At 68.3% G+C, this 12778-nt stretch carries 9 protein-coding genes; 2 read left to right on the top strand and 7 right to left on the bottom strand.

The window, feature by feature from the left end:
- Positions 1 to 66 precede the first annotated feature (66 nt).
- The 6 genes from GA0115259_RS42160 to GA0115259_RS25035 all read right to left on the bottom strand — a co-directional run bounded on the left by GA0115259_RS42160 (position 67) and on the right by GA0115259_RS25035 (position 8655).
- The gene (locus GA0115259_RS42160; RefSeq protein ID WP_079125521.1) at positions 67 to 246 is read right to left on the bottom strand and encodes a hypothetical protein; all 180 of its coding nucleotides are present in this window, start codon (positions 244 to 246) and stop codon (positions 67 to 69) included.
- 208 nt (positions 247 to 454) lie between these two features.
- Positions 455 to 1402 (bottom strand): alpha/beta fold hydrolase, encoded by a 948-nt coding sequence (locus GA0115259_RS25055; protein WP_093601219.1) that lies wholly within the window; start codon positions 1400 to 1402, stop codon positions 455 to 457.
- A 92-nt stretch (positions 1403 to 1494) separates the two neighbouring features.
- The gene (locus GA0115259_RS25050) at positions 1495 to 1989 is read right to left on the bottom strand and encodes a phage holin family protein (protein ID WP_093601217.1); all 495 of its coding nucleotides are present in this window, start codon (positions 1987 to 1989) and stop codon (positions 1495 to 1497) included.
- 75 nt (positions 1990 to 2064) lie between these two features.
- A complete protein-coding gene (gene nhaA / locus GA0115259_RS25045) occupies positions 2065 to 3462 on the bottom strand; it encodes a Na+/H+ antiporter NhaA (RefSeq protein ID WP_093601215.1) in 1398 nt (465 codons plus the stop codon).
- A 307-nt stretch (positions 3463 to 3769) separates the two neighbouring features.
- Positions 3770 to 5728 (bottom strand): acetate--CoA ligase, encoded by a 1959-nt coding sequence (gene acs / locus GA0115259_RS25040; protein WP_093601213.1) that lies wholly within the window; start codon positions 5726 to 5728, stop codon positions 3770 to 3772.
- Between the two features lie 272 nt (positions 5729 to 6000).
- Positions 6001 to 8655, bottom strand: a complete 2655-nt coding sequence (locus GA0115259_RS25035) for a bifunctional SulP family inorganic anion transporter/carbonic anhydrase (protein ID WP_093601211.1) — start codon at positions 8653 to 8655, stop codon at positions 6001 to 6003.
- A 303-nt stretch (positions 8656 to 8958) separates the two neighbouring features.
- On the opposite strand from GA0115259_RS25035, the gene GA0115259_RS25030 reads away from it, so the two are divergent.
- The gene (locus GA0115259_RS25030; protein ID WP_093601209.1) at positions 8959 to 10254 is read left to right on the top strand and encodes a polysaccharide deacetylase family protein; all 1296 of its coding nucleotides are present in this window, start codon (positions 8959 to 8961) and stop codon (positions 10252 to 10254) included.
- 130 nt (positions 10255 to 10384) lie between these two features.
- On the opposite strand, the gene GA0115259_RS25025 is transcribed toward GA0115259_RS25030, so the two are convergent.
- Entirely contained in the window at positions 10385 to 11371 is a 987-nt protein-coding gene (locus GA0115259_RS25025) for an ATP-binding protein (RefSeq protein ID WP_093601207.1), read from the bottom strand.
- A 100-nt stretch (positions 11372 to 11471) separates the two neighbouring features.
- On the opposite strand from GA0115259_RS25025, the gene GA0115259_RS25020 reads away from it, so the two are divergent.
- Entirely contained in the window at positions 11472 to 12350 is an 879-nt protein-coding gene (locus GA0115259_RS25020) for a Fic family protein (protein ID WP_093601205.1), read from the top strand.
- Positions 12351 to 12778: the final 428 nt, after the last annotated feature.

Raw genomic sequence — 12778 nt, 5'->3', positions numbered from 1 at the left:
CCGCAGTGACATCAGCCGCTGCCGCGGCGGGCGCTCCCTGATCCGGCCAGATCCAAACGAGAGACCCTAGCTGCGTTGATGGCGGAGCCGGGCCGAGACCCAGCGCGCTCTGCGGCGGAGAATCAGGGAAATGCCGAGGCGCGCATCATGCCCCTGACCTTCCTGGCCGCCCCCTTTGCGGGTGATCGGCCCAGCGGCCGAGCGGCGGTTGCGTGCTGTGTCACCGTAGTCGTGCGTCCAGCCCATACCCCGACGTCTGCCCGTGCCCCATGGTCGGTAACCGTACGGGAGAGGGCCAATTGGCCTATGCGCGAGGCAATTGGCTGTTCGTAGGACAAGCGTTCAGAGGGTGACCATATCGGCGCAGCGAATCAGTCGTCCGGGTTACATTCGCCGCTTCGCCGCTTCGGGACTGCGGTCGGCGGTCAGGCCAGTGATGGGGCCAACGGTCCGGCTAGCGATCCGGCTCGGGATCCTTGAGCCAGTTGATGAGCTCCGCGGAGAACGCCGCCGGATCCTCTTCCTGAGGGAAGTGCCCGAGCCCATCGAACAGCCGCCATCTGTAGGGCGCTTCCACATACTCGGCCGATCCCGCCGTGCTTCGCGTCCTCATCGCCGGATCGAGCGACCCGTGCAACTGGAGCGTCGGCACCCGCACCGGGCGCTTCATCCGCCGGTTGAACTGGATGCCGTCGGGCCGTGCCATCGACCGCACCATCCAGCGGTACGGCTCGATCGAGCAGTGCGCCGTCGAGGGAATGGTCATCGCGCGCCGGTAGACGTCGATCGCCTTCTCGTCGGGGAGCGTGGGCCCGGACCAGTCCCGGATCAGCTGTCCCACCAGCGCCGCGTCGTCCGCGACGAGCTGACGCTCCGGCAGCCACGGTCGCTGGAAGCCCCAGATATAGGAGCCGGCCCGGCTCTGTGCGAAGTCGGCGAGCATCGCCGAGCGCCAGCGGCGCGGATGCGGCATCGAGGAGACCGCGAGCCTGCGCACCAGCTTGGGCCGCATCACGGCCGCGGTCCAGGCGAGATAGCCGCCCAAGTCGTGCCCGACGAGCGCGGCATCGGGCTCACCGAGGGAGCGCACCACACCGGTGATGTCGAGGGCCAGATTGGCCGGGTCGTAGCCCCGGGGCGTACGGTCGCTGCCGCCCACGCCCCGCAGATCCATGGCCACCGCGCGGTAGCCGGCGTCCGCGAGCGCCGTGAGCTGATGCCGCCAGGTCCACCAGAACTGCGGAAAGCCATGCAGCAGCAACACCAGCGGGCCCTCGCCCAGCTCGGCGATATGGAAGCGGGCACCATTGGCCGCTACATCCCTGTGGGTCCAGGGACCAGTAAGACGGATGGCAGAGTTCGGCGTCGAACCGGAAGCCGGCGTCGAACCAGAGGCCGACATCGAACCGGAGGCGCCAAATGCGCCTGAAGCACGCGAAGCACCAGAAGTCGCGGGCGAGCCGTCGGCCTTGCCCGGGTCGGAATCAGCGGCGGTCATGCAGATGAGCGTGCCACAGACTTGACACGTTTCCCCACCTTGCGCGGGTGAGGCTTGACATTCTGGAGCACGGCGGCCGTCTCCTTGGCCGAGGCGATGGTCTTCTCCGGCGGCTTGACCTTCTTGAACTTCAGCAGCGCGAGCACGGCGGCCAGTGCGGCGAGCACCAGATACGCTCCGCCGACGATCAGGAACGACCAGGCGAGACCGAGCCCCAGGTTGTGGATCCCGTACGCGGCGGCGAAGCTCAGCACCGGCAGCGAGAACAGGGCGAAGACGCCCGCGACGGTGATGGCCGCACCGCCCATCGCACCACGCCGCACATCCTGCCGGAGCTCGGCCTTGGCCAGGGCGATCTCGTCATGTACCAGTGCGGACATCTCGGCTGTCGCCGAGGCGACGAGTTGACCGATACTGCGGTCGGTACTGACGGGCTGGACCACTGTGCCGGTCCGGACAGCGTCGGCGACTTGCGTGCCGGGGTCGCTCATCGGTGACTCCCTCTTCTCGCTTCTCTGTAACGGACTTCTGTGCTGCGGGCTCTCCGCTACGGATCCGATGTCCGATCATGCCGGACTGTCGCCGTTATCGCGCGCCGCCCCCGCGTGTTCAGCCAGCCGACGGTGCTCCGCGGCCTTCGCCTCGTACAGCGCGGCCATCCGCAGGTGGTATGCCGGATCGTCCTGTTCGTAGATGTCGGGGATGCCGTCCAGATCCTCGTCGCGCTCCTCGTCCTCGTACAGCGCACGGTAGGTCCGTACCCGTAGCTTGAGCAGAATGCCGGATATGACGGCGGCGATCAGCGAGCCCGTCAGCACGGCCGCCTTCATCTCGTCGGTGAGCGCCGGGTCGGACGAGAAGGCGAGCTCGCCGATGAGCAGCGAGACCGTGAAGCCGATCCCGGCGAGCGAGGCGAGGGCGAAGACATCGGGCCAGGCCAGGTCGTCGTTGAGTTCGGCTCTGGTGAAGCGTACGGCCAGCCATGTACCGCCGAAGATACCGACCGCCTTGCCGACCACCAGCCCGAGGACGACACCGAGGGTCTCCGGCCGGGCGAAGACCTGACCGAGCGCGCCGCCGGAGACCGGGACGCCCGCGGAGAAGAGAGCGAACAGCGGCACGGCCAGCCCGGCCGAGAGCGGGCGCACCCGGTGCTCGATGTGTTCGCCGGGGGAGTGCTCCTCGCCTTCCTTTCTCCGGCAGCGCAGCATCAGTCCCATCGCGACACCGGCGATGGTGGCGTGGACGCCGCTGTTGTGCATCAGCCCCCAGATGACCAGGGCCAGCGGGACATAGATGTACCAGCCGCGCACTTCCTTCCTCAGCAGCAGCCAGAAGACGACGAGGCCGGCGACGGCGCCGCCGAACGCCACGAAGTTCAGATCGCTGGTGAAGAAGACGGCGATGATCAGGATCGCGAACAGATCGTCGACGACGGCGAGAGTGAGAAGGAAGGCGCGCAGCGCGGAGGGCAACGAGGTGCCGATGACCGCGAGAACGGCGAGCGCGAACGCGATATCGGTGGCCACCGGTACCGCCCAGCCGTCCAGTGATCCGCCGCCGACCACATTGACCAGCACATAGACCAGTGCCGGTACGGCCATGCCGGACAGCGCCGCGATCACAGGGAGCGCGGCGGCCTTGGGATCGCGCAGTTCCCCCGCGACCAGCTCACGCTTGAGTTCGATGCCGGCGACAAAGAAGAAGACGGCGAGCAGGCCGTCGGCGGCCCAGTGCTGTACGGAGAGGTCGAGGCCGAGCGCGCCTGGGCCGAAGTGGAAGTCGCTCACGGATTCGTAGCTGCCGCTCAGCGGGGTGTTCGCCCAGATCAGGGCGACGACTGCGGCGACGAGCAGCAGCACACCACCGACGGTCTCGGTGCGCAGCGCGTCCGCGAGATAGTTCCGCTCGGGCAGTGAGAGACGTCCGAGGAACTTACGGGTGGTGGCCGTGGGCGCTGGCACGAGTGAAGACCTCCGGGTCGGTCGGCGGACATGACGAATCACGTGCCGACCAGACTTCCCGGCGCACCCAGAATCTTGTTGTGTTGTTGACGCGACACCTACCTTACCCGGGCGCACGGGGGACGTATCAGGTGATCTTCACTTTAGGCGCGGACCGGCACAAGCACAGAGCGGGGCGCCCGGCACGCGATGTGCCGGGTGCCCCGCTAGGGTCTTTCGTTTGGATCGAGCCCGGCAAGATCCAAACGAGAGGCCCTAGGGGTGTCTCCGTGGGGTTCCGCCCGATGGTGACATGCCCCGGTGGTGCTCAGTCCTCGCTGGCCGCGCTGGGCAACTGGCTCTGAATGAGATCCATGACGGAGGAGTCGGTGAGGGTGGTGACATCACCGAGAGCGCGGTTCTCGGCGATGTCGCGCAGCAGCCGTCGCATGATCTTGCCGGAGCGGGTCTTGGGAAGCTCCGCGACAGGCAGGATCCGCTTGGGCTTGGCGATCGGGCCGAGCGTGGTGGAGACGTGATTGCGCAGCTCGGCGACGAGCCCGTCATCGACGGTGGCGCTGCCACGCAGGATGACAAAGGCGACGATCGCCTGGCCGGTGGTCTCGTCGGCGGCGCCGACGACGGCGGCCTCGGCGACCTTGGGATGCGAGACGAGCGCGGACTCGACCTCGGTGGTGGAGATGTTGTGCCCCGAGACCAGCATGACGTCATCGACCCGGCCGAGCAGCCAGATGTCGCCGTCGTCGTCCTTCTTGGCGCCGTCACCGGCGAAGTACTTGCCTTCGAAGCGTGACCAGTAGGTGTCGATGAACCGCTGGTCGTCGCCCCAGATCGTACGGAGCATCGAGGGCCAGGGCGCGGTCAGGACGAGATAGCCGCCGCCTCCGTCGGGCACCTCGTTGGCCTCGTCGTCCACGACCGTGGCGGAGATGCCGGGCAGGGCGCGCTGGGCGGAGCCGGGCTTGGTCTCGGTGACACCCGGGAGCGGGGAGATCATCATGGCGCCGGTCTCGGTCTGCCACCAGGTGTCCACGATCGGGGTCTTGCCCGCGCCGATGTTCTCCCGGTACCAGATCCAGGCCTCGGGATTGATCGGTTCGCCGACCGAGCCCAGCACGCGCAGGGAGGTCAGATCGAACTTGGCGGGGATGTCGTCGCCCCACTTCATAAACGTACGGATCGCCGTCGGCGCCGTGTAGAGGATCGTCACTCCGTACTTCTGGATGATCTCCCAGAAGCGGCCCTGGTGCGGGGTGTCGGGCGTGCCTTCGTACATGACCTGGGTGGCGCCGTTGGCGAGCGGGCCGTAGACGATGTACGAGTGGCCCGTCACCCAGCCGATGTCGGCGGTGCACCAGTACACGTCCGACTCGGGCTTGAGGTCGAAGACGGCGTGGTGGGTGTAGGCAGCCTGGGTCAGATAACCGCCCGAGGTGTGCAGGATGCCCTTCGGCTTCCCTGTCGTGCCCGAGGTGTAGAGGATGAACAGCGGGTGCTCCGCGCCGAACGCCTCCGGGGCGTGCTTCGTGGACTGGCGGCCGACAATGTCGTGCCACCACACATCACGGCTGCCGTCGAAGGCTGTGTCCTGGCCCGTGCGCCGTACCACCAGCACATGCTCGACCTGCGGACACTTGGTGACGGCCTCGTCGATGGCGGGCTTGAGCGCGCTCGGCTTGCCCCGGCGGTAACCGCCGTCGGCGGTGATGACCAGCTTGGCGTCTGCGTCCTGGATACGGGAGGCGACGGCCTCGGCGGAGAAGCCGCCGAAGACCACCGAGTGCGCCGCCCCGATCCGCGCGCAGGCCAGCATCGCGACCGCGGCCTCGGGGATCATCGGCAGATAGACCGCGACGCGGTCGCCCTTGCGCACACCCAGCTCGGTGAGCGCGTTGGCGGCCCGGGACACCTCGTCCTTCAGCTCCGCGTAGGTGATCGCGCGGCTGTCGCCCGGCTCGCCCTCGAAGTGGATCGCGACGCGGTCACCGTGGCCGGCTTCCACATGGCGGTCGACGCAGTTGTAGGCGACATTCAGCTCGCCGTCCGCGAACCACTTCGCGAACGGCGGATTCGACCAGTCGAGCGTCTCGGTCGGCTCGGTGACCCAGGTCAGCCGCCTCGCCTGCTCGGCCCAGAAGCCAAGCCTGTCCGCCTCGGCCCGCTCGTACGCCTCCGCCGTCACATTGGCGTGCGCGGCCAGCTCGACCGGCGGCGCGAACCGCCGCTCCTCCTTGAGCAGGTTGGAGAGGGAAGAGTTCTCGCTCATACTCCCGTCTCCTCCCTGAGCAGATTGGCCAGGCTTTCGTTGCTCACGACATCTCCCTTTCCCAGGGCGTCCTATGTGTCCCGGGCCTAGCTCATCAGGCGGATGCCCGGGTGACAAGGGTGTTCCGGAAATTGGTTTAGACCTATGCGTTCAGGCCCGTGCGGCGTCGGCCCCTGTACGGTCTCCCGTACGACGCTGGGTGGCCCTCCTCCCCGGGGCGGGTGGTGGGGAGGAGGGGCCACACACTCTCACGGATGCGGCGGGGGAAGGGTTCAGGCGCGCGACTCCTCCAGCGCGGTCGGTGCCACCGGGTTGAAGACCATTTCGCCGACTCCGCCGCTCCCGGCGCCATTCGCCAGCAGATAGGCCTGGGCCTCGCCGACATGGAAGTACATCCCGTGCAGCTCCAGTGTGCCGTCGGCCAGTCTGCGGGCCACCGATTCATGGGCCCGCAGATGCTCCAACTGCTGGACGACATTCGTGAGACAGAGCTGCTCGACCGCATCCGCCGGCAGCCGCCCGGAGATCCTGGCCCAGGAGTGGCGCCGGCTCTTCATCCGCTCCAGGCTGGGCAGACCATGGCGCAGCCAGCGCCGCAGCGGTGTCGCGGGCTCGTCGTCGGTGTCGTTGGGCGCGTCGTCCAGCAGGGCCTGCATCGCCCCACAGCCCGAATGCCCGCAGATGGTGATGGACTCCACCCGCAGCACATCGACCGCGTACTCGATCGCGGCGGCCACCGACTCGTCCCCGCGGTCCGTCCCGGGCAGCGGTACGAGATTGCCCACGTTCCGTACGGTGAAGAGATCGCCGGGACCACTTGATGTGATCATGCTGGTGACCAGCCGGGAGTCGGCGCAGGTGAGGAAGAGCTGGGAGGGCTGCTGGCCCTCGCGCGCCAGCCGCGCCAGCTCTTCGCGTACCAGCGGAGCCGTGTTCCGCTGGAACGAGCTGAGCCCGCTGGCCAGTTGAAGGATGCTGGACGTACGCCCGATCCCTCCGGGATCTCCCCGTCCGGAGTCCGTACGCTCCTCAGGCGCCTCGCCCGCCTGCCAAGCGCCGCTGGAGCCCGTACCACCGGACGGCAGCCCGCTCAAAAGCACCTTGCCGGGCGCCGCACCGGCGGATCCGCGGACGGCCGAGTGCTCCGTACCCGTGGCTCTCGCTCCGGACGCCTCCGCTCCGGACGGACCGCCGCCCGTATATACCGGGACGGTCTGCTCCATGGCTGCCCGCCCCGCGACGGCGTGCCCTGCGGCGGCCCGACCTCCGTCGGCATGCCGACCGCAGTGATGATTGCGCCAGGGCGTCCAAGGGCGGCAGCAGGCATGGAACTCACTCGATGACTCCGCGATCCGGGCGCCCGCCCGGCCGGTGAACTCGGCCGTGCCGCCCCGGGCGATATGCGCGGCCCGCCAGTCGTACAGGGCCTCATGGGCCGCGTGGTCCATGAAGGACCCGTCCAGCTCGACGACACAGTCGGCGCCCTGCGGTACCTGATGCAGCATCCGGCTGAGTCTCGGCACGGCGAGGAACGTCAACTGGCCGCGCGCGTGCACACGGTGGACACCGCTCCGCTCCTCCGTGGTGATCCGCGTCCTGGTCAGCCGGTGCAGCGACACCGCGACCGCCACGGCGATTCCGATGACGACGCCTTCCAGCACGCCGGTGAACACGACGGCGGTCAGCGTGGCCACATATACCAGCAGCTCGCGATTCCGACTCACGCTGCGCATATGCGTGAGATTGACCATCTGGATCCCGACGAACATCACCAGCGCGGCCAGCGCCGCCAGCGGGATCAGATCCAGCACGGGCACCAGCAGCAGGGCTGCGACCGCGATCCACAGACCATGCAGCATGGCCGAGTTCCTGCTGACACTGCCTGCGGCCACATTGGCGGCACTGCGTACGGCGACGCCCGTGATGGGCAGTCCGCCGAGCGCGCCGGAGACGACATTCCCGGCGCCCTGTCCGGCCAGCTCCCGGTCGAGCCGCGCCCGGGGGATCTGGACGGCCGGCTCCTTGCGGGCGGCCACCAGCTTGTCCACGGCGACTGCGGAGAGCAGTGATTCCACGCTGGCGACCAGGGTGACGGTGAGGACGGCGGCGAGCAGCCCGAGCGCCGGCCCGTGAGGGAGCTCGGGCAGGGCATGGCTTCTCCAGGAGGGCAGATCAACACGTTCCAGGCTGATTCCGGCGAGGGCGGCCAGGGTGGTCGCGACGGCCACCGCCGCGAGCGCGGCCGGGAGCTTCCGTACGGCCCGGCCCACGCGTCCCGGAATCCGCGGCCATACGAGCAGGACCGCGATGGTCAGAACGCTTACGGAGAGCGCGCCCGGATGAAGATTGGCCAACTGGGCGGGCAGTCCCAGCACATTGTCGACGGCGGAACTCTGCGGCGAACCGCCGAGCACGATATGGAGCTGGGCCAGGGCGATCGTGACACCGATGCCCGCGAGCATGCCGTGCACGATCGCCGGGCTGACGGCGAGCGCCGACCGGGCCACCCGCAGCGCCGCGAGGACGAGTTGGGCGAGCCCGGCGCAGATGGTGATGGCGCAGGTGGTGCGCCAGCCGTACTGCTGGATCAGATCGGCCGTGACGACGGTCAGCCCGGCCGCGGGACCGCTGACCTGGAGTGGTGCCCCGCCCAGCCGCCCGACGACCAGACCGCCGACCGCCGCGGCCACCAGCCCGGCCTGGAGCGGTGCGCCCGTGGCGAGCGCGATGCCCAGGGAGAGCGGCAGCGCGATCAGAAAGACGGAGATCGAGGCGGAGAAGTCCGCTCCGGCGATCCGGAAGCCGCGGCCGTCCGGAGGTGGGTCGTGCGGCCTCCGGAAGCGTGCGATGCGAGGGAAGCGGACCGTGGACTGGGCGCGGCTCGTCTGAGAGCTCTGGGCGGTACGAGGGATGACACAGGTGGACATATTTCCCGTCTCCTCCGGGGCGGCGCGGACGCGGCCATGGGGCTCGGCCGAGAGGCACGGCGTGCGGCAGCGGAATGCTCAGCTCAACTCTCGGTAAACGAATCGTAATGGAGAGTAAAGATTGTGGCAGGACTTTCCGGGCAAAAGGAGCAAACATTCACCTGTCCTGGTGATTAGTGATCTTTTACGGCTTGTCGTTTCTTCACCTCTTCGGCCTTGATGCGACGGTGTCCGCGCTCGGCGCCGTGCCGGCAGTCGCCGCTCGGCACTTCGGTACTGAACCTGAAGGAAGAGGGTGGGCGAATGCTGGCCGCCACAAGGAGAACCGCCTTCGGTGCCGCCGTCACGGCGCTTGTCGTCGGCGCTGCCGGATGCTCCGGATCGGGCGGGGGCGAGGTCCGTACGGGTGCGCCCGGAGCCAAGAAGGGTCCCGCCGCCGCCCCGAAGGCCGTTGTCAAGCTCATCGGTGACGGCTCGACCGCGTTCACCGGCGCCCAGCCGAATCTGGCCAAGCCCGAGCGGCTCAAGCCGGGGGAGAAGCCTCCGCAGTTCGTGGTGTTCTCGTGGGACGGCGCCGGCGAGGACAGTCAGCAGCTCTTCTCTCACTTCCGTGAGCTGAGCAAGAAGTACAAAATGACCATGACGTACTTCCTGAGCGGCGTTTATCTGCTGCCCGAGGAGAAGGCGGAGAAGTACCGGCCGCCCCAGCACTCGCCGGGCAGCTCGGACATCGGTTTCAACGACACCAAGGGAATCAAGGCCACCCTGCGGGAGCTGCGCGCCGCCTGGCAGGAGGGCAATGAGATCGGCACCCACTTCAACGGCCACTTCTGCGGCGACGACGGCGGCGTCGGCACCTGGTCCGTCGACGAGTGGAAGAGCGAGATCGACCAGGCCAAGTCCTTTGTGAAGAACTGGAAGACCAACGCGGGGCTGAAGAGCGAGGCGCCCCTGCCGTTCGACTACGACAAGGAGATGGTCGGCGGGCGCACGCCCTGCCTGGAAGGGCAGAAGAACATGATGAAGGCGGCCCGGACGATGGGCTTCCGCTACGACTCCAGCGGGATCAGCAACCAGGTCTGGCCCAAGAAGACCGAGGGCATGTGGGACGTCCCTCTTCAGCTCGTCCCTGTGCCTGGGCGCGACTTCGAGACCCTCTCGATGGACTACAACTTCATGTACAACCAGTCGGGAACGGTCAACGGCGATCCTTCGCAGCACACGTTCTGGGGCAACCAGATGCGTGACGGCCTGCTCCAGGCCTTCGACCGCGCCTACAAGGGCAACCGCGCCCCGCTGATCATCGGCAACCACTTCGAGTCCTGGAACGGCGGCACCTACATGCGTGCCATCGAGGAGACGATCAAGAAGGTCTGTGTGCAGAAGGACGTACGGTGTGTGTCCTTCCGTCAGCTCGCCGACTGGCTGGACGTGCAGGACCCGGCGCACCTGGCCAAGCTGCGCGGTCTCCGTGTCGGCCAGGCGCCCAAGGGTGGCTGGGAGAAGTTCCTGCCCACGTTGGCGGCGGGCCCGAAGGGCTCCGCGAGCCCGTCGTCCCAGCCGTCGTCCGAGCCGTCCGTCCACTCCGGCAACCACTGACCGGGTGGACGAGCCTTCGACCCTTCGGGCCCCGGCCCCGGCCGACCGCACGGGCCGGGGCCGGGGCCCGGAGGTCTTATGACGGGATGACCGGTACGGAGCCGCGCCCCGCGGCGACGAGCGTTGCGTCCTATGACGGTTGACGTACGGCCAGGCTCTCGCTGAGGACGAAGGCGGGGTCGACCTGAGCGGCCAGGTCGACGCCCGTCTTCGCGTTGCCCCAGCTCTTCGCGTTCTTGAGATGGAAGTGGACCATCTGCTGTGTGTACCGCTCCCAGTCGCGGCGCTCGTACGAATCCTCCGCCGCGTCCTGGAGCGTCTGGAGCGCACAGCGGTTGTCCGCCTCCAGCAGATCGAACGGGCGCGGCCGGCCCTTCTCCATAGCCCGGACCCAGTCCGAGTGGCCCACCGTGATGAGCAAGTCGTCGCCCACCTCCGTACGGAGGAAGTCCAGATCGTCCTCGCCCTGGATCTTGTTGCCGACGACCGCCAGCGAGACGCCGAAGTCCCGTGCGTACTCCTTGTACTGGCGGTAGACGGACACCCCCTTATGTGTCGGCTCGGCCACCAGGAACGTCAGGTCGAACCGGGTGAACATCCCGGAGGCGAAGGAGTCCGAGCCGGCCGTCATGTCGACGACCACGTACTCCTCGGGGCCGTCGATCAGATGGTTGAGGCAGAGCTCCACCGCGCCGACCTTGGAGTGATAGCAGGCCACGCCGAGATCGGACTCGGCGAACGGACCGGTGGCCATCAGCCGGATCTCGCCGCCGTCGAGCGCGAGGGGCCGGGCGCAGGCCTCGTACACCGGGTTGTTCTCGCCGACCCGGAGGAGCCGCGATCCCTCGCCGGGCGGAGTGGTCTTGATCATCGCGTCGGCGGAGGCGATCCGCGGATTGCTGCCGCGCAGATAGTCCTTGATCAGCGGGAGGTGCGCCCCCATCGCGGGCAGCGCGGCGGCCTCCGCCTCGTCGAGGCCGAGCGCGACCCCGAGATGCTGGTTGATATCGGCGTCCACCGCGATGACGGGGGCCTCGTTGGCGGTCAGATGGCGGATGAAGAGCGAGGACAGCGTGGTCTTGCCGCTGCCGCCCTTGCCCACGAAAGCGATCTTCATGTTCACGTAGGGTAGCCGCACTCTTGCTCAAGGTGATGGTTTCGTGCGGGGAAGACCACTCCAAGGTGGGGCGCACACCATGGGCGTAGCCTCCCTACTTATGAGTACGACAGCTTCTGACGGCTTCTTCGCGCCGCGGCCGGAGGATCCCCTTGCCACGCTGGCCGCCCTGCCGGGAGTCCCCGAGGCGGTGGATTCCGTACGCCGAGCGGTGGACCGCGTCTACAGCCACCGCGTCATGCGCCGCCGCAGCAACGAGGTCACCTCGGAAGCGGCCCTGCGCGCGGCACGCGGTTCCGCGGCACTGTCCGGCGCCGACTGGGCGCTCGAAGAGGTGCGCCGCCGCAGCGACTTCAGCTCGGGCGCCGAGGCCCGTACGGTCGGCGCGGCCCTGCGGCTGAACGCCGAGGCCGGCCAACTCCTCTCCATCTGGGTGCAGTCACCGCTGCGTGTACTGGCCAGGCTCCATCTGGTGGCCGCGGGCGGTTCCGGCGTCCCGGACAGGACGGTGGGCCGGCCTCGGCTGGCGGACGAACCGGTGGTGGAGATGCCCGGCGGTGACATGGCGGGCCCGCTGATCGAGGCTCCGCTGCCCGGCGCGGACGAGGTGGCGGGACGGCTGGACGGGCTGTCGGCGCTGATCATCGCGGCGAGCACCGCGCCGGCGCTGGTGACGGCCGCAGTCGTACACGGCGAACTGCTCGCGCTGCGGCCCTTCGGCTCGTACAACGGCCTGGTGGCGCGGGCCGCCGAGCGGGTGGTGCTCATCGGCAGCGGTCTGGATCCCAAGTCGGTCTGCCCGGCGGAGGCCGGCCACGCGGAGCTGGGGCGCGCGGCGTACGCGGCTGCCTTCGACGGCTATCTCTCGGGTACTCCGGGCGGTATGGCGGCGTGGATCACCCACTGCGGACGCGCGGTTGAGCTGGGTGTCCGGGAATCGACGGCCGTCTGCGAGGCGCTCCAGCGAGGCGCGGCCTGATCTGTCCCGACAGGGTTGCGGCGGCACCGTCGTGGCGCCGCCGCTGGCATGTCCACCGAGTTACCAAGCGTCCTCGTTGTGTTGCCCATCAGGCCGGGTGCTTTGCCCGTCACCTGGTGCGGCTGGCCCGTAATCGACGGGTCGACGTCGCGTGGGTGCTCCGTTTCCATGCTTCGGTCCGTGGGGCCTTATGCGTTAACTGGTGATCCTCTCGGATGTCCTTGGTCTCGCGGGCCGTTGAATCCTTTGTACTCCTGCCCACAGGAATGCGAAACCCCTGGCTGCACTTCTTTACTTTTAGGTTCAAACAAGGGCGAAACGGTCATGCGTTTTGTGCTTTCCGGTGAAGTGCCTGATCGGGTCGATTTCCGCCCGGACGCGGTGGCCGCCGGTCACGCGAGCGTGGACTGACGGCGTCGGCTGGCGTA

Source organism: Streptomyces sp. MnatMP-M17 (assembly GCF_900091995.1).
In the GTDB taxonomy this organism is placed as follows: Bacteria; Actinomycetota; Actinomycetes; order Streptomycetales; family Streptomycetaceae; genus Streptomyces.
Note: the sequence above shows the minus strand (reverse complement) of the source record. Positions and strands in the feature narration are given on the sequence as shown.

Excerpts from the sequence above, each read along its gene's own strand:
- GA0115259_RS25035 (WP_093601211.1), bottom strand. The coding sequence starts at position 8,655 with ATGTCCACCTGTGTCATCCCTCGTACCGCCCAGAGCTCTCAGACGAGC.
- GA0115259_RS25025 (WP_093601207.1), bottom strand. The coding sequence starts at position 11,371 with ATGAAGATCGCTTTCGTGGGCAAGGGCGGCAGCGGCAAGACCACGCTG.
- GA0115259_RS42160 (WP_079125521.1), bottom strand. The coding sequence starts at position 246 with ATGGGCTGGACGCACGACTACGGTGACACAGCACGCAACCGCCGCTCG.
- GA0115259_RS25050 (WP_093601217.1), bottom strand. The coding sequence starts at position 1,989 with ATGAGCGACCCCGGCACGCAAGTCGCCGACGCTGTCCGGACCGGCACA.
- GA0115259_RS25030 (WP_093601209.1), top strand. The coding sequence starts at position 8,959 with ATGCTGGCCGCCACAAGGAGAACCGCCTTCGGTGCCGCCGTCACGGCG.
- acs (WP_093601213.1), bottom strand. The coding sequence starts at position 5,728 with ATGAGCGAGAACTCTTCCCTCTCCAACCTGCTCAAGGAGGAGCGGCGG.
- GA0115259_RS25020 (WP_093601205.1), top strand. The coding sequence starts at position 11,472 with ATGAGTACGACAGCTTCTGACGGCTTCTTCGCGCCGCGGCCGGAGGAT.
- GA0115259_RS25055 (WP_093601219.1), bottom strand. The coding sequence starts at position 1,402 with ATGTCGGCCTCTGGTTCGACGCCGGCTTCCGGTTCGACGCCGAACTCT.